20 protein-coding genes are annotated in these 23,584 nt (G+C 61.8%); 2 read left to right on the top strand and 18 right to left on the bottom strand.

Annotated features, from left to right (window positions below; genetic code table 11):
- Positions 1-6 precede the first annotated feature (6 nt).
- From BW978_RS01995 to BW978_RS01930, 14 genes are all read right to left on the bottom strand, one after another.
- Positions 7-423, bottom strand: coding sequence for a helix-turn-helix domain-containing protein (locus BW978_RS01995; RefSeq protein WP_006728024.1), 417 nt, complete (start codon positions 421-423; stop codon positions 7-9).
- A gap of 148 nt (positions 424-571) precedes the next feature.
- A complete protein-coding gene (lnt, locus tag BW978_RS01990) occupies positions 572-2,161 on the bottom strand; it encodes an apolipoprotein N-acyltransferase (RefSeq protein ID WP_076391730.1) in 1,590 nt (529 codons plus the stop codon).
- 89 nt (positions 2,162-2,250) lie between these two features.
- Entirely contained in the window at positions 2,251-3,552 is a 1,302-nt protein-coding gene (locus BW978_RS01985; protein WP_244551865.1) for a hemolysin family protein, read from the bottom strand.
- 12 nt (positions 3,553-3,564) lie between these two features.
- Positions 3,565-4,071 carry an rRNA maturation RNase YbeY gene (ybeY, locus tag BW978_RS01980; RefSeq protein WP_076391728.1) on the bottom strand — a complete coding sequence of 169 codons (507 nt, stop codon included), beginning with the start codon at positions 4,069-4,071 and terminating at the stop codon, positions 3,565-3,567.
- Between the two features lie 21 nt (positions 4,072-4,092).
- Positions 4,093-5,148: a PhoH family protein gene (locus BW978_RS01975; protein ID WP_076391726.1), complete on the bottom strand. Its 1,056-nt coding sequence runs from the start codon at positions 5,146-5,148 to the stop codon at positions 4,093-4,095.
- Positions 5,149-5,188: 40 nt separating this feature from the next.
- The gene (gene miaB / locus BW978_RS01970) at positions 5,189-6,583 is read right to left on the bottom strand and encodes a tRNA (N6-isopentenyl adenosine(37)-C2)-methylthiotransferase MiaB (RefSeq protein ID WP_076391724.1); all 1,395 of its coding nucleotides are present in this window, start codon (positions 6,581-6,583) and stop codon (positions 5,189-5,191) included.
- A gap of 57 nt (positions 6,584-6,640) precedes the next feature.
- Positions 6,641-7,438: a lyso-ornithine lipid O-acyltransferase gene (locus BW978_RS01965; protein WP_139330269.1), complete on the bottom strand. Its 798-nt coding sequence runs from the start codon at positions 7,436-7,438 to the stop codon at positions 6,641-6,643.
- 30 nt (positions 7,439-7,468) lie between these two features.
- Positions 7,469-7,897, bottom strand: coding sequence for a Fur family transcriptional regulator (locus BW978_RS01960; protein ID WP_076393124.1), 429 nt, complete (start codon positions 7,895-7,897; stop codon positions 7,469-7,471).
- Between the two features lie 44 nt (positions 7,898-7,941).
- On the bottom strand, positions 7,942-8,439 hold the full coding sequence (locus BW978_RS01955; RefSeq protein WP_076391722.1) for a GNAT family N-acetyltransferase: 498 nt from the start codon (positions 8,437-8,439) through the stop codon (positions 7,942-7,944).
- Position 8,440: 1 nt separating this feature from the next.
- Entirely contained in the window at positions 8,441-9,088 is a 648-nt protein-coding gene (gene tsaB / locus BW978_RS01950) for a tRNA (adenosine(37)-N6)-threonylcarbamoyltransferase complex dimerization subunit type 1 TsaB (protein WP_076391720.1), read from the bottom strand.
- 21 nt (positions 9,089-9,109) lie between these two features.
- Positions 9,110-9,673, bottom strand: a complete 564-nt coding sequence (locus tag BW978_RS01945) for a NifU family protein (RefSeq protein ID WP_076391718.1) — start codon at positions 9,671-9,673, stop codon at positions 9,110-9,112.
- Positions 9,674-9,773: 100 nt separating this feature from the next.
- A complete protein-coding gene (locus BW978_RS01940) occupies positions 9,774-10,265 on the bottom strand; it encodes a universal stress protein (RefSeq protein WP_076391716.1) in 492 nt (163 codons plus the stop codon).
- Between the two features lie 73 nt (positions 10,266-10,338).
- Complete coding sequence (gene trpS, locus BW978_RS01935) at positions 10,339-11,403, bottom strand: tryptophan--tRNA ligase (protein WP_054149144.1); 1,065 nt, start codon at positions 11,401-11,403, stop codon at positions 10,339-10,341.
- Between the two features lie 80 nt (positions 11,404-11,483).
- Positions 11,484-11,912, bottom strand: a complete 429-nt coding sequence (locus tag BW978_RS01930) for a VOC family protein (protein WP_076391714.1) — start codon at positions 11,910-11,912, stop codon at positions 11,484-11,486.
- Positions 11,913-12,162: 250 nt separating this feature from the next.
- Between BW978_RS01930 and BW978_RS01925 the strand changes: the two genes are divergently transcribed.
- Positions 12,163-12,582, top strand: coding sequence for a YcbK family protein (locus tag BW978_RS01925; protein WP_076391712.1), 420 nt, complete (start codon positions 12,163-12,165; stop codon positions 12,580-12,582).
- On the opposite strand, the gene murJ is transcribed toward BW978_RS01925, so the two are convergent.
- The 3 genes from murJ to mutS all read right to left on the bottom strand — a co-directional run bounded on the left by murJ (position 12,573) and on the right by mutS (position 19,754).
- On the bottom strand, positions 12,573-14,183 hold the full coding sequence (gene murJ, locus BW978_RS01920) for a murein biosynthesis integral membrane protein MurJ (RefSeq protein WP_076391710.1): 1,611 nt from the start codon (positions 14,181-14,183) through the stop codon (positions 12,573-12,575). The genes BW978_RS01925 and murJ overlap by 10 nt on opposite strands.
- 3 nt (positions 14,184-14,186) lie before the next feature.
- The gene (locus tag BW978_RS01915; protein ID WP_076391708.1) at positions 14,187-17,012 is read right to left on the bottom strand and encodes a [protein-PII] uridylyltransferase; all 2,826 of its coding nucleotides are present in this window, start codon (positions 17,010-17,012) and stop codon (positions 14,187-14,189) included.
- A 90-nt stretch (positions 17,013-17,102) separates the two neighbouring features.
- Complete coding sequence (mutS, locus tag BW978_RS01910; RefSeq protein WP_244551896.1) at positions 17,103-19,754, bottom strand: DNA mismatch repair protein MutS; 2,652 nt, start codon at positions 19,752-19,754, stop codon at positions 17,103-17,105.
- A 198-nt stretch (positions 19,755-19,952) separates the two neighbouring features.
- Between mutS and BW978_RS01905 the strand changes: the two genes are divergently transcribed.
- On the top strand, positions 19,953-22,238 hold the full coding sequence (locus BW978_RS01905) for an NADP-dependent malic enzyme (protein WP_076391704.1): 2,286 nt from the start codon (positions 19,953-19,955) through the stop codon (positions 22,236-22,238).
- A gap of 15 nt (positions 22,239-22,253) precedes the next feature.
- On the opposite strand, the gene BW978_RS01900 is transcribed toward BW978_RS01905, so the two are convergent.
- The gene (locus BW978_RS01900) at positions 22,254-23,171 is read right to left on the bottom strand and encodes a LysR substrate-binding domain-containing protein (RefSeq protein WP_076391702.1); all 918 of its coding nucleotides are present in this window, start codon (positions 23,169-23,171) and stop codon (positions 22,254-22,256) included.
- Positions 23,172-23,584: the final 413 nt, after the last annotated feature.

Below are 23,584 nucleotides of genomic sequence, written 5' to 3'. Positions count from 1 at the left end.
TTCAGCTCACTCGCTGTCAGCTTCGGCCGCCAGCGCCTTGACCAGATCGACGATCTTGCGACGGACCTTGGCGTCGCCGATCTTCACGAAGGCGCGGTTGAGCTGCAGGCCTTCGGAGGACGACAGGAAGTCGACGACATAATTCGAGCTGGAGGCTTCCGCCATGCCAGAGTTCGACGGCTGATCGCCTGGCGCATCTTCAAAGAAGAAGGATACCGGCACAGTCAGAATGTTGGAAATGTTCTGAAGGCGGCTCGCACCAACGCGGTTGGTGCCCTTTTCATATTTCTGGATCTGCTGAAAGGTGATCCCGAGGCTTTCACCAAGCTTCTCCTGGCTCATGCCCAGCATCGTACGACGAAGGCGAATCCGGCTTCCGACATGGATGTCAATCGGGTTCGGCTTCTTCTTGTTCTCGATCATTAATGTCGTCCTGACAAAATTGTTGGCGTTGCGACCATAACCCCTTGCCCGCCACACCATAACGAGACGTTGTGCTCGCCATCGATGATCTTTCAGCATACTTGCAGATTATCGGTCTGAGCCACTATGCAATTTTAGGGGTTTTTGGTCAATTCGTCCGCCTAATAAAACCCAGACTAGAAATTACAGCCAAAAGGCTCATAGACACCAGCACCAACCAAAAGTTTAAATTGTGGTTGTGGGGACTTTCTTTCGGGACAGATTCTACACCGAAGGTTGCATCCAACGCTCCGACGGCATCAAGAGAAAGTCCCTCAATGACGCGTCCGTAGGGGTCAATCACGGCGGAAATGCCGTTATTGGCCACCCGGATCAACGGCACGCCAGTCTCTACGGCACGCAAGCGGGCCTGGAGAAAATGCTGGTATGGGCCCGGGGTTGCGCCGAACCAGGCGTCATTGGTGACGTTCAGGATGACACTGGCGCCAGCGAGATCAGGCGCAATTTCCGCCGGAAAGATCGCCTCATAGCAGATCAACGGATAGAGCCCGAGGCCTGAAGGAAGTTTCAAAGGCGTGCGGCTGGAGGCTGCGGTGAAGCCGCCGGGCAGGCTGATCAGCTCCTCGATCCCGAATTCCCGCAACAGGCTCTCATAGGGCACGTATTCTCCGAAGGGCGTCAGGTGAACCTTGTCGCTTGCGGCGAGGATCTGACCCTTGTCGTCGATCATGTAGACGGAATTATAGTAGAGCGGCATCTGGCCCGCGCCGCGCTCTTCGGCCCGGACGGCGCCGGTCAGCAGGATCTGTCCTCCCTCGAGCACATCGCCGATGCGCGTCAGAGCGTCGGGGTTTTCCGTCAGGATGAAGGGGACCGAGGTTTCCGGCCAAACGATCACATCCGGCCGGGGCTTGCCTTCCTCCGGTGCTGCAGCCGTCAGCGCCAAGTGCTTTTCGAAGATGCCGATGCGGTCGGTGTTCTCCATCTTTTGCGACTGATCGATCGATGGCTGCACGAGGCGGACAGTGAGCGTATTGTCCGTCGGAAACACCGGCGCGACATAAAGACGGTAGGCGCCATAACCCAGATGCGCGCTGAGAAGGCTCGCGGCCAGCAGCAAGCCGGGCCACGCCCCGCGACGCGTGCCGAGGAGTGCCGGAGTTGCAAAGACAAAGACGGCCAGCGGTGTAATGGCGAGGACGCCGAGCACATGGCTCGACTGCATCATCAAGGGGACGGGCATGGCGGCATAGCCGATCGCATTCCAGGGGAAACCGGTCGCGACGAAGCTGCGGAGCCACTCGGCAAAGCCGAAGGCGGCAGCAAGTGCTGCTATGCGGCCCATCCCATCCGACCAGACGAGACGTGCAAGCATCGTGGCCAGTCCATAGAAGATGGCGAGCACGGCGGGCAGGCCCAGAACCGCAAGCGGGATTGCCCAGGCGAATTCGTCCGCTTCCAGCAGCAGAGCGTTTCCGAGCCACCAGAGGCCACAGACAAAATACCCTAGACCAAAGAGCCAGCCCGTCCAGAAGGAGGACGAAAGCCCTGCCCTGCCCGTATCGGCATTGCCGGTCGCACCGTCCAGCAGCCAGACCAGCAGCGTGAAGGAAATGAACATCGATGCGAAGATGTCGAAGGGCGGCAGGGCGAGCGCCCCGATTGCACCTGCGAGCACCGCGAGCCCTGCCCGCCTGAGACCCCACATGAGCAGGATCCTCGCTGCCAAAGCCTGCATGTCCACCCCTTATGCCCCGAATCAGTCGTGGCCAGTCTCCCAAAAAACGCAGGCCATGTCGCGGTTTTCGGTGCCGAGGGTGGCGACCGTCAGACTGACGGTCGCTCGGCGCTTTCCATCTCGGCCAACGGGGCTTCCGGGGCAGGCTCGACGACGGGTGGTGTTTCGACCTTCGTTCCGCGCGGCTTGGCAGCCGCCCGTGTACGCGACTTCGCTGCAGTCTCACCCGATGGAGCAACGGTGGCCTTCGAGGCGTTTGCCTCGGCAGCCTCGTCCGCACGAGCTTCCACATCACCCTTGGCAGTTGACCGACGGCGTGCGCCGGCCCGCTTGCGGCCGATACGGACGCGCTTGATGCGGCGCGGATCCGCATCCAGGATATGGAATTCGAAGCCGGGCAGAGCCTGGACAACTTCGCCACGCGCCGGGATGCGTCCGAGCGCCGAGAAGATCAGACCACCCAGCGTGTCGACGTCTTCGATCCGGTCGGCAATGTCAAAATCCGGACCGATCGCTTCGGCGATCTCTTCCAGTTCGACGCGTGCGTCGGCGATAATGACATCGTCGGAGACGCGGCTGAACATGACTTCTTCGTCGTCATGTTCGTCGTCAATGTCGCCGATGACCATTTCGACGATGTCCTCGTGGCTGACGAGACCGTCGGTGCCACCATATTCGTCGATCACGAGCGCCATCTGGGTGCGTGCTGCCTGCATGCGGCTCATCAGGTCGGAGGCCAGCATCGAGGGCGGCACGAAAAGGATTGAGCGGATGATACCGGCTTCGGCGACCGTTTTGCTGAGATCGATGCGGGCCAGATCAAAGTCGATCTTCGGCTTGGCAGACTTCTCGACCTTTTCGGTCTTTTCAGCCTTCTCGCCACCGTTCGCTCCGTTGGCGGCCTTGGCCGTTACACGCCTGCGACTGCGGGCCTGCTTGGTGACGTAGGACAGCAGGTCACGGATGTGGACCATGCCGCGCGGATCGTCCAGCGTGTCGGCATAGACGGGCATACGCGAGCGTCCGGATACATCGAAGATGGTCATCAACTCGCCGATGGTCACGCTCTGGTCCACAGCTTCGATATCGACACGTGGGACCATGATGTCTTCAACGCGGACTTCGCGGAAGCGGAGAATGTTGTTGAGCATCGCCCGCTCTTCGGGCGTGAAGGCCTCTCCGAGGCTGGCATCGGCGCTCAGGGCGACCGTCAGGTCTTCGCGCAGGCTCGTGGAGGAGGACGGCTTCAGGATGCGGCCCAGTCGGGCCCAGAAGGAAGGATGTTGTCGGGCCGAGCTTTCCGCTCGCGTAGGACTACTGCCCTCGTCCGAAGACGATCCTTCGTTGCTTTCTTTGGCCTCGGGGGCCGTTCTTGTCGCAAAATCGGTCATTGTTCCAAACTATCAGATCGGGTCTTGTCCCGCATAGGGGTCAGATAGGCCAAGTTTCGCCAGAATGCGAGTCTCCAGCGATTCCATTTTCTCTGCATCATCATTTTCGATGTGGTCATAGCCGAACAGATGCAGAAATCCATGAACCATCAAATGGGTCAAATGATCCTCGAAACTCTTTTCGAGATCGACCGCCTCGCGCTCCACCGTCTCGCGGGCGATGATGATATCGCCGAGCATCGGCCCCGGCATCTTGCCGGGCGTCACCGGGAAGGCGGGGAAGGACAGGACGTTGGTCGGCTTGTCCTTGTCGCGCCATTCGGCGTTGATCTCGCGGATCATATCGTCGTCACCGAATACGAGAGAAACTTCGGTCGGTTGCTTCGGGAAGGGCTGGCTCTCGTTCGCTGCCATATAGCGTTCAGCTTCACCAAGAACGCGAAGGGCCAAAGCCTCCAACGCTGCCTCGTCTGCCCAACCGTCTGCCTCGACGGCGATCTGTATATCCAACTGGCTCATCGTTTTATCGCAGAGCGGGCCCTAGTGCTCGCTCTGCTCGCTCTCGTCCTGTACCTTGTACTTGGCGTCATAGGCCTGCACGATGCGGCCGACAAGCGGGTGACGCACGACATCCGTATCCTTGAAGCGGACGACCGACACGCCCTCCACGCCCTTCAGCACCTGCAAGGCCTCGACGAGCCCTGAGGTCACGCCGCGCGGCAGATCGACCTGGCTCGGGTCGCCGGTGATGATCATGCGGCCGTTCTCGCCGAGGCGGGTGAGGAACATCTTCATCTGCATCGAGGTGGTGTTCTGCGCCTCGTCGAGGATGATCGCGGCATTGGCGAGCGTCCGTCCGCGCATGAAGGCGAGAGGGGCAATTTCGATGACGCCTGCGGTGATGGCACGTTCGACCTTGTCGCCGGGGATCATATCGTAGAGCGCGTCATAGAGCGGGCGAAGATACGGATCGACCTTCTCCTTCATGTCACCGGGCAGAAAGCCCAGACGCTCACCGGCTTCGACGGCCGGGCGGGTCAGCACGATACGATCTACCACACCGCGCTCCAGCAACTGGGCCGCATGGGCAACGGCGAGATAGGTCTTACCCGTACCGGCCGGGCCGACACCGAAGACCATTTCCGACCGTTCGAGCGCGCGCATATAGGCGTCCTGGGTCGGGGTGCGGGCGGCAATCGTCTTTTTGCGCGTGGAGATCTGGGCCATAGAGAGCTTGGCCTTGCGCTCCATTGTCGGCAGAGACAGCTGATCGTCGGCGGCCACCGCCATGCGGATCGCACCTTCGACGTCAGAAGCGTCGACCGATCCGCCGCTCTGCAGGCGGGCGTAGAGGAAATCAAGCGCACGGCGGGCCTGGTTGGTGGCCTGCAACTCGCCCGTAATGGCGACAGAATTGCCACGCGCACGGGCTTCGATCTGAAGGCGCTGCTCGAGAAGTTTCAGATGCTGGTCGAATTGACCGAAGAGCTCGCTCGCAAGCCGGTTGTTCTCGAACGTCAAGATGAAGTGATTGGCGTCGGTCGCAGTTGTGCGGACATTGCGCGAGGGTGAGGAAACCACTTCTGTTGCGTTCAAGCGATCAGGCTCCTGTTGCGATCAGGTTCAGGCCCTCACTCTAACCCTCTGCCACCTCGGCAAACAAGCTGTTTGGGCCGGCTGCGGTGATTCGTACCTGTATAATGTCACCGATTTGCGATGACTTTGCATCAACATTCACAGACTGCAGCCAGGGCGAGCGTCCAATCAGCTGTCCCGGCATACGCCCCGGCTTCTCCAAGAGCAGATCGATGATCTTGCCAATCATCGACTGCATGAAGGCCTGCTGCTGCCCGAGCAACAGCGCCTGGAGCCGAGCCAGGCGTTCCGTCTTCACATCCTCGGCCACATGGTCGGGCAAATCGGCACCCGGTGTTCCTGGCCGTGTTGAATACTTAAACGAGTAAGCCTGCGCGTAGTTCACTTCGCGCACGAGATTCATCGTGTCTTCGAAATCCTCTTCCGTCTCGCCCGGGAAACCGACGATGAAATCGCCAGACAGCGCGATGTCTGGACGGACAGAGCGGATGCGCTCGATCAGCGCAAGGTATTCGGAGGCCTTGTGGCGGCGGTTCATGGCCTTCAGGATCCGGTCGGAGCCGGACTGCACCGGCAGATGCAGGTAAGGCATCAGCATGCGCAGGTCACGATGCGCCTCGATCAGACGGTCATCCATGTCGCGCGGGTGGCTGGTGGTGTAGCGCAAACGGGCGAGACCGGGGATTTCGGCAAGCTTGTAAAGGAGATCGCCGAGGCCGATCGCCCTGCCCTGTTCGTCCTCGGCATGCCAGGCGTTTACATTCTGGCCGAGCAAAGTCAGCTCGCGCACACCACTGTCGACCAGGCGACGGGCTTCCCCCAAAAGCTGGGAGAGCGGGCGGGAGACTTCCGACCCACGAGTGTAAGGCACCACGCAGAAGGTGCAGAACTTGTCGCAGCCTTCCTGCACCGTAAGAAAGGCGGTGACCGAGCGAGGCTTGCCGACAACCTTGGTCGGGTCCGGCAGATGCTCGAACTTGTCTTCCAGCGCATATTCGGTGTCGACCACGCGCTCACCGGCACGGGCCTTGTGCAGCGCCTGCGGCAGACGGTGATAGGTCTGCGGGCCAATCACGACATCAACGGCCGGCTCTCGACGGGAAATCTCCTCGCCTTCGGCCTGGGCCACACAGCCGGCGACGCCGATCATGAATTCCTTGCCTTCCGCCGCACGCACCTTTTTGTGCTCACGCAGGCGGCCGAGCGCCGAATAGACCTTTTCGGCGGCCTTTTCGCGGATGTGACAGGTGTTGAGCAGGACGAGATCGGCCTCTTCCATAACCTCGGTCGGGGCATAGCCATCCGCCGCCAGGGCATCGGCCATGCGGCCGCTGTCATAGACGTTCATCTGGCAGCCATAGGTCTTGATGAAGACCTTGCGCGTATTGGCGCCCGGCGCCGGGGTTTCGGAGAGGGTCGCGGTTTCCTGGGTCATGGCGCGCTATTTAGTGGTTTTCGGGCCGCGATTAAACCGAAAAATTGTCTGTAAGGCTCAGCGACCGTGACGGCCGCGCAGATGGGCGAGCAGCATCGAGCGCAACTGCTCCTCAATGCGGGTGGCAAGTGCCTTGCGGCTGTCGCCCTTTTTGAACTCCACCGTCTCGCCAAAGGTGACATCGACATCGATGGCCCCTGCACGCAGGACGCCGAGCAGATGCTCCACAAGGCCGATATCGCCGGGCCAACCAGCGATCGGACGGTGATAGCGGCCCATGGGCATGCCTTGGACGCGGGTATAGGCAATCGCGACCGGCTGGACATGCACCACCGCGTCGTCTTCGGGTGGCAGGGCGGCCGCGGCCGCCCCAAAGAGCGAGGACTTGATGCCCAGGATACGGTTGCCATCGGACGTCGTGCCTTCCGGGAAGAGCACGACGATTTCGCCATCGGCCATGCGGGCCGCGATCTCGTTGACCTGATCACCGGTTCGGCGCTTTTCTTCCCGCACGACGAAGATGGTTTTCTGCAACCTTGCCAGGAAGCCGAAGACGGGCCAGGAGGCAACCTCGGTCTTTGCGATGAAGGTGACATCGGCGAGTGAGCCGAGGACGAGAATATCTTTCCAGGAAGCGTGATTGGCGGCGATCATCAGGGGGCGGCGGGTGTCGAGCGCGCCGTGGCCATGGACGCGGATGCCGAGGAACCAGAGGGCCAGACGATGCCAGTGGCGCGGCAAACGCCGGCGGAGCGGCCAGTCGAAGCGCAGTGCCAAAAGCTGGACCGGGATCAGCAGGCCAGAGACCACGAGCAGTACGATCAGATAGAGCCCGACCCTCAGCCAGTTGATCACGCGGGCCTCACTGGCATGGCGGGCATCGGCTCACTTCTCGTCTTTCGACAACGGAATGCCGTAAAGCTCAAGGCGATGGCCGACGAGGCGGAAGCCGTGTTCGCGGGCAATGCGCTCCTGGAGCGCTTCGATTTCCGGAGAGTGGAATTCGACAACGGTGCCGGTCTTCAGGTCGATCAGGTGATCGTGGTGTTCTTCCGGCACGGTCTCGTAGCGCGAGCGTCCATCGCGGAAATCGTGCCGCTCGATGATGCCGGCGTCTTCGAAGAGCTTGACGGTGCGGTAGACCGTGGAGATCGAGATCTTGGCATCGACCTTCGACGAGCGGCGGTAAAGCTCCTCGACATCGGGATGATCGTCGGATTCTTCGAGGATGCGAGCAATGACGCGGCGCTGCTCGGTCATGCGCATACCCCGCTCGGCACACAGCGTTTCCAACGATTTCAGGGCGTCATTCATGGTGTCAGCATATCCGCAGAAGGTCGGTTCGTCCAACCGACCGGTTAGCGAAGATCGCGGCGCATGACAAGCGCGGAGGACCGGCGGCCGTTTTCATCGGTGTAATAGGCCGGACGCTCTCCGGCCTTCTCGAAGCCGAGCTTGCGGTAGAGCCCGAGGGCTGCGTGGTTGCCGTCATCGACCTCAAGGAACATGGATTCGCCGCCCCTCGCCTTCGCCTCGCGAAGCGCCGCCTGCATGAGGCGCCAGCCCAGGCCGAAGCGGGCGACCTTGTCGCCGACAGCAATCGTCAGGATTTCCGCTTCGCCGGCCACTTCGCGAGAGAGGACAAAGCCGGCCAACGGCGCCTTGAAGATCAGCGTATTGGTCTGCCAAGCAGCAAAGCCGAAGCTGTTGGGCTGGAGGAGCAGGCTGAGGAACTCGCCGTCGCCCCAGGCGCGGGGAAAGCGCTGGGCATGCAGCTCGGCCACTGCACGGCAGTGTTCGGAGATCATGGGCACGATTTCGAATTCAGGCTGGCGGTAGAACAGGTTGTCGCGCATGTCAGGCTCTCGATACGGCAAACCCGGTCTGCGGTTTCGCATCCGGTCCGCGCAGATAAAGCGGCTTCGGCTTGCCCTGAGCTTTCGCCATTCCTGAAATGCGCGCGACGATCTCGATCGGGTAGTGATCGGGGGCGGTTTCAACCTCACGGTCGGCAACAAGGGCAGCAGCCGAGCCGACAAGTGTTATGCCCGGGACTACGGCGCGGGCGAGATAGTCGTCGAGCTCCAGCAGCAGTGGCTCGCCCTGAGGCGCACTGTGTTCGAAGCTCTGGGCATAGACCTGATCGCGATGGGCGTTGATCGCGGCCAGCACGGGCTTTTCCGGTTCGGATGCGGTCTGCGCCAGCACTTCCAGTGTCGAGACACCAACGCATTCTACGCCGAGCGCAAGAGCCAGGCCACGGGCGGACGCGACACCGACACGGATACCGGTGAAGGAGCCCGGACCGACGGTCACGCCGATACGCTGCAAATCGGCGAGCGTGAGCTTCGCTTCGTCAAGCGCCACATCGATCATCGCCATCAGGCGTTCGGCATGGCCGCGACCGATGGTTTCGCTGACGCGACCGAGGATGGTGCCGGTGTCAGAATCAAAAACGGCGGCTGCGCAGTCCACACCCGCCGTGTCGATCGCAAGAACGATCATGTCGTCTCCAGTCCGGTCTAATCAGACCGCTTCGACTTCCTGCACTTCCGGAACGAAGTGGCGCAGAAGATTCTGGACGCCATGCTTCAGGGTCGCCGTCGAGGACGGGCAGCCGGCGCAGGAGCCCTTCATGTTGAGGAAGACCTTGCCGTCCTTGAAGCCGCGGAAGGTGATGTCACCGCCATCTTGGGCGACAGCAGGACGCACGCGGGTTTCGAGCAGTTCCTTGATGGTCGCGACGATTGTCTCGTCGCCGGCATCGAAGAATTCCTCATCGCTATCGGTCTGTGCTGAAGTCGACGCCGTGCCCATGACCGGGGCACCGCTCATGAAATGCTCCATGATCGTGCCGAGGATCGCCGGCTTCAGGTGATGCCATTCGGGGCCATCCTTGGAGACGGTGACAAAGTCGTAGCCAAAGAAGACGCCGGTAACGCCCGGGATCGCGAAGATGCGCGCAGCAAGCGGCGAGGCGCTGGCGCTGCCTTCGTCGCGGAATTCGGCAGTTCCCATCTCCATGACCACCTTGCCGGGCAAGAATTTCAGGGTCGCCGGGTTCGGCGTGGCTTCGGTCTGGATGAACATGTTGGCCTCCGTGCGGTGAGTGCACCGCTAAAGATTAGAATGCTTCAAAAATAGACCCTGCAGTCTCCATCTTCAAGACGTGATCGGCAGGATGCTCAAATTAGCAAAGCGCGTCGATTTCCTCATTGGTCAGCGTATCCGGCAGCACCGTGACCGGAATCGGGAAAGCAGCAGCTCGACCGGCGATCATCGAGACCAAAGGGCCCGGACCTTCCTTCGTCGACCCTGCGGCCAGAACGAGAATGGCGATGTCGCGGTCTTCCTCGATCAGACCATTGATCTCGGGATAGGCGCTTCCCTCACGGATGATCAGCTCCGGCTCGATACCGATGGTGTCGCGCACGGTCTGGGCAGCCTTTGCCATGATGGCTTCGGCCTCTTCGCGCGCTTCGGCCCGCATGATCTCCTCGACGCCCAGCCATTGCTGGAAGTCGCCTTCCGGGATTACGTAGATCAGCACCAGTCCGCCATTGGAATTCTTGGCGCGGCGGCCGGCATAGTGGACAGCACGCGAGCATTCCGGGGTGTTGTCAATCACCGCCATGAACTTGCGGCGGTGACCTTCAAGACGTGACAGACGCGTTGAAACCATAGAGAATCCCGCCGCCGGACCGATGACATGTGACGCGGGCGGGCTCCGGGCGGACCCGCCAGCGACCGAGACCTTATCGCACGAATCCGATGATGTCGCGGACTTCGTTCATGGTCTTTTCAGCGCGGGTGCGGGCACGCTCGCCGCCGTCCCGGAGGACCGCATCGATGTGACCGGGGTCTTCCATCAGGCGGCGCATCTCGGCATTGATCGGGCCAAGTGCTGCGACCGCCAGATCGATCAGTGCCGGCTTGAAGACGGAGAACTGCTGGCCGCCGAACTCAGAAAGAACATCCGCTTTGGAGCGGTCCGCGAGCGCTGCGAAGATGCCGACGAGGTTGTCGGCTTCCGGGCGACCCTTGAGGCCATCGACTTCGCTCGGCAGCGCGTCCGGATCGGTCTTGGCCTTGCGGATCTTCTTGGAGATCGCGTCCTGGTCGTCCATCAGGTTGATGCGCGAAAGGTCTGATGGATCCGACTTCGACATCTTCTTGGTGCCGTCCTTGAGGCTCATGACGCGGGGCGCCGGGCCATCGATCAACGGCTCTACCATCGGGAAATAGGCATGCACCGGCTCTTCGCCGACCTTGATGTCGATGCCGAGGCCCGTCGGCTTAATCTTGTCGTGGAAGTCCAGGTTGAACTTCATGGCGATGTCGCGGGCGAGCTCCAGATGCTGCTTCTGGTCTTCGCCAACGGGCACATGGGTCGCGCGGTAGACGAGGATGTCTGCGGCCATCAGGCTCGGATAGGCATAGAGGCCGAGCGAGGCCTGCTCGCGATCCTTGCCGGCCTTGTCCTTGAACTGGGTCATCCGGTTCATCCAGCCGATGCGGGCGACGCAGTTGAAGATCCAGGCGAGCTCCGCATGCTGCGGCACCTGGGACTGGTTGAAGACGATGTGCTTCTTCGGGTCGATGCCGGCGGCGAGGAAGGCGGCCGTGATCGAGCGGATCTGGGTCGCCATGTCCTCGTGGACGAGCTGGGCCGTCAGTGCGTGCAGGTCGACGACGCAGTAGATGCAGTCGTTGTTTTCCTGGAGCGCGACGAACTTTCTGATGGCACCGAGATAGTTTCCGAGATGGAGATTGCCGGTCGGCTGAACGCCGGAGAAAACCAGCGGCTTGAACTCAGTCATTGTAATCCTCAACAGGCTGGTGGAGGGCCCGATCATCTGATCGCGTCGGTCAGGGCTTATGCACGCCGGACCGGGCGCAATCAAGCGCTCACTTCGGCGGAGACCGCGGGTTCGGTGGACGCAGGCTCGATCAGGTCCCAGAGATTGCCGTAGATGTCCTGGAAGACTGCGACGGTTCCATAGACCTCATGGCGCGGCGCCTCCTGGAAGACGACACCCGCCTTCATGAAGCGCGCATGGTCGCGGGCGAAATCATCCGTTTTCAGAAAGAAGCCGACGCGGCCACCGGCCTGGTTGCCGATCGCGGCACGCTGGGCATCGTTCGACGCCTCGGCGAGGAGAAGCGAGGCGCCTTCGGAACCGATTGGACGGACCACCAGCCAGCGTTTGCCGTCGGGCATCTGGGTGTCCTCAAGGCACTCGAAGCCGAGAGCATCGCAATAGAAGGCCTTGGCCCGATCATAGGTGTCCACGACCAGACTGACGAGAAAGAGGCTGTTTCCGCTCATGAAATCGCACTTTCGGTTTGATGTGTGACGAAGACACCGTCGATGTCACGCATAGGGAAATTTCCTCCCAGAATCGAGGGGTTTAGGGAATGATTTCGCGACGCAAGGGAACCGTGATTCGCAGCCTCGCGACGCCTCAAAAAGCAGAAACCAGCAAAGTGCACCAAATTTGACACATTTCGGGGAATAAAAACCCGCCGAAAGCGATCTGGATCGCTCAAAAGAACAATTCCATTCCAGAAGGTCACTCATGCGCACTTTGTTTCGCGTCGCGCTCGGCTGCGTTCTTTCGCTCTGCCTCCTCACCCCCGTCGAGGCCGTGGAGAAGAAGAAGCGACACTTTTTCATGAAGCACGATACTGCTGTCGCCTACACGCTGCAGCGGGTCAGCGTCAAAGCCAACTGCTTTCCCGACGAATTGAAGGCGATCCTGGCCCACATCGCCAAGAAGACCGGCAAGAAGCCGGTTGTCACCTCAGGGCATCGCCCGCGCTCCGGCCGTTCCCAGCACAGCCACTGTTTTGCAGCGGACATTCGCGTCCCCGGCGTGCCCGAAAAGAGGATCGTAGCGGCCGCCCGCAGCGCGCCGGGCATCGGCGGCATCGGGCGTTACTGCAACGGCATCGTGCATGTCGATATCGGCCCGAAACGCACCTGGACTTACTGCTGATCCGGATCGGGTGCGGTCGTTGCGGCCTCGTCAGCGGTTTTCTTCCTGCGCTTGAGGCTGCGACGGACCAGGCGCCAATCCGCGCCGCCGATCAGGAAGGCGATGCCGAAGTAGACCGGCATGGCGATCGCGATCAGACCACCCAGCGCCAGCAGCTGGTCGAAGAGCGGGCTCGATGGAGCCAGCCAGGCAGCCCAACGATCGGAGAGGTAAACGAGCAGGCCAGCCATGATGGCGGAGGCGATGATCAGACGCAGGGTGCGCGTGAGCAGTGACCACTCGAAAACGAGGTGCCCCCTCCACAGCAGCACGGAGAACAGCAAAATGGTGTTGGTCCAGCCGGCGGCGGCCTCGGCCATCGCAATGCCGCTCTCCTCGAAGATCGGGAAGAGCGTGATGGCAAGCCCCGTGTTGAGCGCGACCGATACTATGGTGAAACGCATTGGCGTCTTGGTGTCTTCGCGGGCGTAATAACCCGGTTGGAGCGCCTTGATCAGCACGAAGCCAGGCAGTCCGATACCATAGATCGCGAGGATCGAGGCGACGACCGCGGTGTTCTGTTCGGAAAAGGCGCCGCGCTCGTAAAGCACCCGGATGATTTCGTCGGAGAGCACCCAGATTGCGGCAGCGGCCGGCAGCGTCAGGAGCAGCACGAACTCGATCGAGCGGTTCTGCAGCCCCTTCGCCTCGTTCATGTGACCGCCCTTCAACGCACGCGCGAGTTCCGGCAGGAGGACGACGCCGACGGCGACGCCCACCACGCCGAGCGGCAGCTGATAGATGCGGTCGGCATATTGCAGGGCGGAGATTGCCCCCTCTTTCGTCGAGGCAATCGCCTGGCCGATGAGCTGGTTGATCTGAGTGATGCCGCCGGTGATGGCGGCGGGCACGGCGAGCACCAGCAAGCGCTTGACGTTGGGGGTAAAACGCGGACGTTTGAAGCCGATGCGGATGCCGGCATGGCGCACGCCGAGATAGACAACGGCCATCTGCAACAGGCCTGCCCCCAGCACGGACCAGGACAGCGCCCAGGCGGTCGCGGCGGGATCAGCCCCCGTCCACAGCGCCCAGCCGAGCGCACCGATCATCAAGATATTGAGGAAGACCGGAGCGATGGCTGCGGCAAAGAAGTGGTGCAGCGAATTCAGCATGCCGCTCAGCATGGCCGTCAGCGACATGCACATCAGATAGGGGAACATGACGATCGCAAGGCGCACCGTCAGGTCGAACTTTTCCGGGTCGTCAGCAAAGCCCGGCGCGATGATCCACTGGACCAGCAACGGCATGGACAGCTGCATGCCGATGGTCAGGATCAACAGGACCGAAAAGAGAACTCCGAAAACCTCTTCGGAAAAGCGCTTGGCGCCATCAATGCCATTCGCCTCGATCTCCTTGGCGAAAAGCGGCACGAAGGCGGCATTGAAGGCCCCTTCGGCAAACAGACGGCGAAAGAGATTGGGGAAGCGGAAGGCAGCATAGAAGACGTCGGCGACCGGTCCGGTGCCGAGTGCCGCGGCCATCAGGGTTTCGCGCGCGAACCCGAAGATGCGGCTTCCGAGCGTCGCCCCACCGACCGTCATGAATTTCTTGACGAGGCTCATTCCTCAGGCCCGTGCCTTTTTTGGCGCCGGCGCTGCGCGGTGTGGCTGGGCGATGATGCCCGAGGGCATGTTGTCCTTGAGCTCGTCCGGCTGTTCGGTCATCACCGGCTTCAGACGATTGGCAATATTGGCCTGTCTGTTCTCATTGGTCACCTTCTGTCCGACGAGATCGGTGACATAAAAGGTATCGATGACCTTTTCCCCGAAGGTGGTGATCCGTGCCGAATGAATGTCCAGCGACAGGTCCGACAGGACTGCGGTAATTTCAGCGAGAAGACCGATGCGGTCGAGGCATTCCACCTCGATCACGGTGAACTTGTTGGACAGCGCATTGGAGATACGGACATCCGGCTGGACCGGAAAGGTCTTGTTGCGCTTCTTGCCCTTGGTGCGCGTGGCGATGACCTCTGGCAGGCGCTTACGGCCCGAGAGAACGTCCTCGATCATTTTGCCGATGGTGGCCGCGCGGCGGGTTTCGTCCTCGTCGATCGGGAATTCCCGATTGATCAGGATCGTATCGAGCGCGCGGCCATCCGAGGTCGTGAAGATCTGGGCATCGGCGATGTTGGCGCCGGCAGCCGCACAGGCGCCGGCGATGATCGACAGGAGACGTGGATGGTCAGGAGACAGCACCGTGATTTCGGTGATCGCATGGAACTGGTGAGTGCGCACCATTGTCGCCAGCGCCTGGCCTGACTTGTCGGTCTGGCGGATGAAATGGGCGTGACGGATCTGGTCTTCGAGATCGACCGAGAGCAGGTAGGGCTCGTAGTGCAGCTTGGTATAGGTGCGCTGATCCTTCTGGCTCCAACCTTCAAGCGCCTGGGTGAGCTGCTCGGCGGCATGCTTGGCCCGCTCCTTGCGCGAGACCTGGGAGAAGCCACCGGAGAGCAGGAGCTCGGTCTCGTAATAGAGCGTGCGCAGCAGCTGGCCCTTCCAGCCGTTCCAAACACCCGGGCCTACCGCACGGATGTCGCAGATGGTGAGCACCAGCAGCATCTTCAGCCGGTCGAGGGACTGCACCTTTTCAGCGAAGTCGGTGATCGTCTTGCGGTCATGCAGGTCACGCGTCTGGGCCACCATCGACATCAGCAGATGCTGGTCGATCAACCAGGCGACCATTTCGGTCTGCTTGGGCGAGAGACCGAGACGCGGGCAGAGCTTGCGGGCGACCTTGGCGCCGGCGACGGAGTGATCCTCCTGGCGGCCCTTGGCAATATCGTGCAGGAGGATCGCGACATAAAGCGTCTGGCGATCCTCGATTTCAGGCATGATCTTGTTGGCGAGCGGATGGATCTCCTCCGCCTTGCCCTTGTCGATCTCGGAGAGCACCTCGACCGTACGGATCAGATGCTCGTCGACGGTATAGTGATGATACATGTTGAACTGCATCATCGAGACGATCTTGCCGAATTCCGGCATGAAACGACCGAGCACGCCGGCCTCGTTCATGCGCCGAAGAATGAAACCCGGATCCTTGCGTGAGGTCAGGATCGAAAGAAACAGGCGGTTGGCCTCTTCGCTTTCGCGGAAATCATGGGTGATCAGCGACAGCGAGCGGGTGACGGCCTTCAAGGCATCGGGATGGAATTCGAGCCCGTTCAAATCCGCCACATGGAAGAGGCGCATGATCGACATCGGGTCCTTCTTGAAGACGCCGGGATCGGCAAGCGCAATGCGGCCGCGATCGTCGATGAATTCGCTGGCGCCGGGGATCTTGCGCGGGCGGTTTGCAAACCGGCCGATCATGCCACCGATACCGGGGGCGGCCTTGGCCTGCTGGTCCTCAAGTGCTGCTGCAAAGATGCGGGTAAGATCGCCGACGTCCTTTGCGACGAGGAAGTAATGCTTCATGAAGCGCTCGACGGCGGAAAGGCCCGGGCGGGCCTGGTAGCCGAGGCTTTTGGCGATTTCCGGCTGGATGTCGAAATAGAGCCGCTCTTCCGGCTTGCCCGTCAGATAATGCATATGGCAGCGGACGGCCCAGAGGAAATCGTCGGCCTTCTGGAAAAGGCGCCATTCGTGGCGCGACAGCACGCCGAGGCGCACTAGTTCCCCGGTATCGCGGACGTGGTAATTGTATTTGGCGATCCAGAAGAGGGTCTGCAGATCGCGCAAGCCCCCCTTGCCTTCCTTGACATTGGGCTCGACGAGGTAGCGGCTGTCGCCGGCCTTGCGGTGCCGCTCGTCGCGTTCGGCGAGCTTGGCGGCGATGAATTCGGGGGCGGTTCCGGTCGTCACTTCCTGATCGAAACGGCGCTGGAGTTCGCTGACCAGAGCCTCGTCGCCGCAGATATGGCGGGTTTCGAGGATCGCGGTCCGAATGGTCATGTCCGTGGTCGACAGGCGGATGCACTCCTCCACCGTGCGGGTGGCGTGGCCGACCTTGAAGCCGACATCCCACAACAGATAGAGGACGAACTCGACCGCCTTGTGCATGGCGGGACCAGCCTTTGGCGGCAGCAGGAAGAGCAGGTCGATATCGGAACCTGGCGCCAGGGTTCCGCGGCCGTAACCGCCGACGGCCGCAACGGCCAGACCGTTCGCGTCCTTCGGATAGACATGGGTGCGGGCGAAATCGAAGATGACAGAGATCAACTGGTCCTGGATCCAGGAAATCCGGTTGGCGCAGTTCATGCCGCTGCCATCTTCGAAAAGCTTCAGCCGCGCCTGTTCGCGGGCCTCAGCAGAGGCCTTCTTCAGGATCGGCAGGAGCTTCGAGCGGGTCTCCAGCATATTGCCGCAGCCAGCCTCCGCGATGGTCTTGCAGGACGCACGGAGCGCGTCGATGTCGAGGAGATCGTCGAATGCAAGCTCTGCTGTGGCCATGGGTGCGGCATCATCTCTTGGGACCGGGGAATCAACCGGATCTGTGGCGCTATAGCGCTTTTCGGGCGCGATTGACAGGCACTCTACCGGTCAAGGCTTGCCAAGTTGTTTCTTCAGATCATAGAGCGCATCGAGCGCCTGGCGAGGCGTGAGGTCGTCAAGATCGAGTGAGCGGAGAGCTTCCTCGACCTTGGAGGGGCCGGATTTCTGGATCTCCTCACGGCGCACGGCGACCTGGAAAAGCGGCAGGTCATCGATCAGCTGGGCGGCCGGGTTCTTTCGGTCGCTGTCTTCAAGGCGGGTCAGAACTTCCCGGGCGCGGGCAACGACGGCAGCCGGCAGGCCGGCCAGACGGGCGACCTGGATGCCATAGGAGCGATCGGCGGAACCGGGGCCGACCTCATGCAGGAAGATCACGTCGCCGTCCCATTCCTTGACGCGCATCGTGACGTTCGACATACGGGCAAGCTTTTCCGAGAGCGCCGTCAGCTCGTGGAAATGGGTGGCGAAAAGCGAGCGGCAGCGGTTTGCCTCATGCAGGTGCTCGACGGCGGCCCAGGCGATGGAAAGGCCGTCGAAGGTGGCCGTACCACGGCCAATTTCGTCCAAGATGACCAGCGAGCGGTCGGTCGCCTGGTTGAGGATGGCGGCGGTTTCGACCATCTCGACCATGAAGGTGGAGCGGCCGCGCGCCAGATCATCGGAGGCACCAACGCGGGAGAAGAGGCGATCGACGATCCCGATATGGGCGGCACCGGCGGGCACGAAGGAGCCCATCTGGGCGAGGATGGCGATCAGCGCGTTCTGGCGCAGGAAGGTCGATTTACCGCCCATATTGGGGCCGGTCAGCAGCCAGATGGCGCCGGGGCCTTTGGTATCATTGGGCGAGAGATCGCAATCATTGGCGATGAAGGGGCTGGCTGCCTGACGGCGCAGCGCCTGCTCGACGACCGGATGGCGGCCGGCGGTGATGGCAAACATTCTGGAATCATCGACCAGCGGGCGGCAGTAACCCTGCTCTTCGGCAAGCGCGGCAAGTCCGGCGGCGACGTCGATGACCGCAAGCGCGCGGGCAGCGGCCTTGATGGGTTCCGCGGCGGATACCACCTGGCTTACCATCTGATCGAAGGCGGCGAGTTCCAGCGACAGCGCCTGACCGGCGGCGTTGGCAATACGGCTTTCGAGATCGGCAAGCTCGGTCGTGGTGAAGCGCATGGCGTTTGCCATGGTCTGGCGATGGATGAAGCGGGCCTTGGCTTCGTCGCCCTCGGTCATCGGACCGGCATTGCCGGCGGTTACCTCGATAAAATAGCCGAGCACATTGTTGTGCTTGATCTTCAGCGACTTGATGCCGGTTTCCTCGGCATATTGCAGCTGCAGGCCGGCAATGACGCGGCGCGACTGGTCGCGCAGTGCGCGCAACTCGTCGAGTTCCTGGATCGCGCCATCGCGAAGGAAGCCACCATCGCGCTTCAGGAGCGGCAGTTCGTCGCCCAGCATCGAAGCGAGACTCGAGCCAAGATCTGCGGGCAAGGCTGCGAGGTCGGCAACGGCCTCGGACAGTTCCGTCGGCAGGTCGGACGGATCGAGCAGTCGGCCAACCTCGGCAGAGGCTGCGAGACCGGCGACGATGGCGCCGAGGTCACGCGGGCCACCGCGATCAAGCGCCAGACGGGAAAGCGCGCGCGGCATGTCTGGCACGCGCTTCAGGGCATCGCGCAGGCGGTCGACGAGGAGGCCATCGGCCAAAAGATGAGCAATCGAGTCCTGGCGATCGGCGATCGCTTCCGGGTCCGTCAGCGGCGACATCAGGCGCTCCGCCAACAGGCGGGCGCCGCCGCCGGTGACGGTGCGGTCGATGGCCTTGAGGAGCGAGCCGTTGCGCTCGCCAGACAGCGTCTTCACCAATTCGAGATTGGCGCGGGTAGCGGGGTCGATGAAGAGGGTCGAGGCGGCGTTCTGGCGTTCGGGCAGACCGAGCGGCGGTCGCTCGGAGATCTGGGTCTTCTCGACATAGGCGACGGCTGCAGCGGCAGCGGCAATCTCGGCGCGCGAGAATGCGCCAAAGCCATCGAGCGTTCCGACACCGAAGTAACGCGCGATGCGGCCTTCAGCACTTGCACTGTCGAAGAGCACGCCCGGCTGGGGCACGACGACGCGACCGAGCACGTCGAAAGCAGGCTTCAGCTCTTCGTCGTGGAACAGCGTGTCGGGCACGATCAACTCGCGCGGCTCGATGCGCAGGATGTCGGCGAGCAGGCGGGTCTCGGTCGTCTCGGCAAGACGGAATATGCCGGTGGAGATATCGATCCAAGCGAGTGCCAGCTGCGGGGCGGAGCCGCCCCGGATACGCGCGAGCGCCATCAGGTAATTCGATTCGAAGGGCGAGAGAAGCTTGTCCTCGGTGATCGTGCCCGGCGTGACGAGCCGCACGACATCGCGCTTCACGACGGATTTCGAGCCGCGCTTCTTCGCCTCTGCCGGATCCTCGATCTGCTCGCAGACCGCAACGCGGAAGCCGAGCGAAATCAGCTTCTGCAGGTAGTCATCCGCCGCATGAACGGGCACGCCGCACATGGGGATGTCCTGGCCGAGATGCTGGCCGCGCTTGGTGAGCGTGATGCCAAGCGCGCGCGACGCATCGACAGCATCTTCGAAGAAGAGCTCATAGAAATCGCCCATGCGATAGAAGAGCAGACTGCCGGGATTGGCGGCCTTGATCTCGATGAATTGCTCCATCATCGGAGTGGCCGTCGCGCGGCTCTCCTCCGAGGTCAGCTCGGCAACGTTCAGGACATCACTCGGGGTGGCTTGATATAGCGTCACGGGCTCAATGTTTTCTTGAAAAGGAAGTCGTGCAACACTAACGACTTAAGGCGAGGAAAAACAACCAGGATGGGCCGGCGATCGCCCGCTGCCCACAACAAGGTGAGGGGAAGCATGGCAAACGAGAAGACAACCGGCCGGACGAAAGTCTCGGTGACGGAACAGGAAGCGCTGGACTTTCACTCCCAGGGGCGACCAGGCAAGCTTGAGATCACCCCGACCAAGCCGATGGCAACGCAGCGCGACCTGTCGCTGGCCTATTCTCCCGGCGTTGCCGTTCCCGTAAAGGCCATCGCCGCCGATCCGGCCACAGCTTACGATTACACCACACGCGGCAACATGGTGGCCGTTATCTCGAATGGCACCGCGATCCTCGGCTTGGGCAATCTCGGGGCGCTCGCCTCCAAGCCTGTGATGGAAGGCAAGTCCGTTCTCTTCAAGCGTTTTGCCGATGTCGATTCGATCGATCTCGAGGTCGACACCGAGAATGTCGACGAGTTCATCAATTGCGTGCGTTATCTCGGCCCCTCCTTCGGCGGCATTAACCTCGAAGACATCAAGGCGCCCGACTGCTTCATCATCGAAAGCCGGCTGCGCGAGCTGATGGACATTCCGGTCTTTCACGACGACCAGCACGGCACGGCGATCATTGCGGCGGCCGGCCTGATCAATGCGTTGGAACTGACGGGTCGCGACTTCAAGACGACGAAGCTTGTGTGCAATGGCGCGGGGGCTGCTGCGATCGCCTGCATCGAGCTGATCAAGGCCATGGGCTTCAATGGCGAGAACATCATTCTCTGCGACACCAAGGGCGTGATCTATCAAGGCCGCACCGAGGGCATGAACCAGTGGAAGTCGGCGCATGCGGTGAAGACCGACCGGCGGTCGCTGAAGGAAGCCATGGTTGGCGCCGATGTGGTATTCGGCCTATCGCAGAAGGGTGCGCTGTCTTCCGACATGATCGCCTCGATGGCGGACAATCCGATCATCTTTGCCATGGCCAATCCGGACCCGGAAATCACGCCGGAGGAAGTGGCTGCTATCCGCGACGATGCGATCATGGCGACCGGACGTTCGGACTATCCGAACCAGGTGAACAATGTTCTGGGCTTTCCCTACATCTTCCGGGGTGCGCTCGATGTGCGCGCCAGCCAGATCAACGACGCTATGAAGATCGCCGCCGTCCGGGCGCTGGCCGATCTCGCGCGCGAGGATGTGCCTGACGATGTCGCAGCGGCCTATCAGGGCGAGCGTCCGCGCTTCGGGCCGCAATACATCATCCCCGTGCCCTTCGATCCGCGGCTGATCTCGGCCATTCCGGTTGCTGTCGCTCGGGCTGCGATGGAAAGTGGCGTAGCGCGCAAGGAAATCGAGGACCTCGGCGCCTATGCGCACGAGTTATCCGCGCGTCGCGATCCCATCGCGGCGGCCACACAGCGTATCTATGAGCATGTGCGCAGCCATCCCAAGCGCGTCGTCTTTGCCGAGGGCGAAGAGGAGCAGGTGATGCGCGCGGCGATCTCGTTTGCGAACCAGGGGCTCGGCACCGCCATCCTGCTCGGCCGCGACGAGCCACTGAAGGCGACCGCCGAACGGGCCGGTATCGACCTCGACCGCCCCGGTATCGAAGTTGTTAACGCACGCATGTCCACCCGTGTCGAGGCCTATACCGACTATCTCTATGCCCGCCTGCAGCGGAAGGGTTACCTGCACCGCGATGCGCAGCGGTTGATCAACACGGACCGCAATCATTTCGCCGCTTGCATGGTGGCGCTGGGCGATGCGGATGCCATGGTGACCGGCACGACGCGCAATTATTCGACGGCACTCGAGGACGTGCGCCGCTGCATCGACACGGCGCCAGGCCACCGGGTGATCGGGGTGTCGCTGGCGCTGGCGCGTGGGCGGACAATCGTGGTTGCGGATACCGCCGTGCATGACATGCCGACGGCAGACGAACTCGCGGACATCGCCGAAGAAGCAGCAGGCGTTGCGCTTCGGCTGGGGCTGGAGCCACGCGTGGCGCTGCTTGCCTATTCGACCTTCGGCCATCCAACCGGGGAACGCTCGGAGCGGGTGCGGGAGGCTGTGAAGATCCTCGACCGGCGGGGCGTCTCCTTCGAATATGACGGCGAGATGGGGGCGGATATCGCACTCAATAGCCACCGGATGGAGCAGTATCCGTTCTGCCGCCTTTCGGGCACGGCCAATGTGCTGGTCATGCCGGCGATCCATTCGGCGGCGATCTCGACCAAGATGCTGCAGGAACTGGGCGGGCTGACCGTCATGGGGCCGCTGCTCATTGGCCTCGAGAAGTCGGTGCAGATCGCGCAGATGGGCGCCAAGGATAGCGACATCGTCAATATGGCGGCGATCGCGGCCTATAACGCGGCGGTTTGATTAAGGCGCGAAGCCTCAAGCAAAAACCGGAGCGGCTTTTGCGAGCCGCTCCATGTCGTCCTCGATCTCGCGCTTCAGCCAGCGCTTGAACTTCTCCACCTTGTCGGAGCGCCTCGCATTTTCTGATGTCACGAAGTAGTGGCCGAAGCCGGTTTTGACCGCCGGCCCAAAGGGCGCGACGAGCTGACCGTGCTGCAGCTGATGCGACGCGATCGTCTGCCAGGCGAGCATCACCCCCTGCCCCGCTATGGTAGCGTCGAGGCAGAGAGAGGCTTCGCTGAAGGTGTGGCGCGCCTTGATCTCGGCGCCTTCGAGACCGACCGCCGAGAGCCAGACATCCCAGGTGAACATGGCTCGGCCGTCGATGACCTTTGGCAGGTCGAGAATATCGGCGGGTTCGCGCAGTTTTTCGGCCATGGCCGGCGTGCAGAGTGGGGCGACCCGTTGCTCCAGGATGAGTTCAGCCTTGAAGCCCGGCCAGTGACCGCGTCCGACACGAATTCTGAGATCGACATCCGTCTGGCTGGCATCGGTCAGGCGGTCGTTGGCGTCGATGCGCAGGCTGATCTGCGGGAAACGTTCGGAAAAGTCTGCAATTCGATGCACGAGCCAGCGGGCGGCGAAGACCGGGGCGACCGAAATGGTCAGCAGGCTGTCGTCGCTACGTCTGGCGAGGGCCACGGCGCCCGAGAGGTGGCGGAAGCCATCGGAGAGACGTGCCAGAAGATCGGTCGCCGTTTCGACCAGGACCATCCCCCGACTGGTACGCTCGAAGAGCGGGCGGCCGAGCTGCTGCTCGGTCTTGATCACCTGCTGGCTGACCGCCCCGATGGAGACGCCCAGCTCTTCCGCCGCCGCCTGGAGCGAGCCGAGGCGGGCGACGGCTTCGACGGCGCGCAGGCCGTTCAGATGTACCTGATTGAGGTTCTTCATATAGGAAAGCTATAGTCGGTAGGGGCAAAACTCAATTGAATTCTGCCGCCTGAAGGCCGATGCTGCAGCCTGTTTTGAAGGTTCACGCTTTCCTTCCAGTTTATCGAGGCAAAGCCATGTTCAAGTTTCTCTGGAGACGACGAGAATCCGTGACACCCGCTGCGCGGGACTGGCGGTATGATCCCATGGGGCATCCAGCCTTGCGCCAGATGAGCCTTCGGGAGCTTGCCGACCTGCCGATGGTGGCGGAAGTGCCGACGCGGATAGCAAGGTTGGAGGTCACGGATAACTGCCAGCGACGTGTCAGCCGGGTGCAATCAGGCGGATGCGCTATTTCGCGATGATCGGCAAGCACTGAAGACTTTGTGGTTCGGCTTCGCCGCCCCCTCATCCCCGGTTCAACGAGTCACCTA

Origin of the sequence: Rhizobium sp. RU33A (genome assembly GCF_900156055.1) — a bacterium.
Lineage (GTDB): Bacteria > Pseudomonadota > Alphaproteobacteria > Rhizobiales > Rhizobiaceae > Allorhizobium.
The sequence above is the reverse complement of the archived record's forward strand: the minus strand, read 5'-3'. Positions and strand labels throughout refer to the sequence as shown.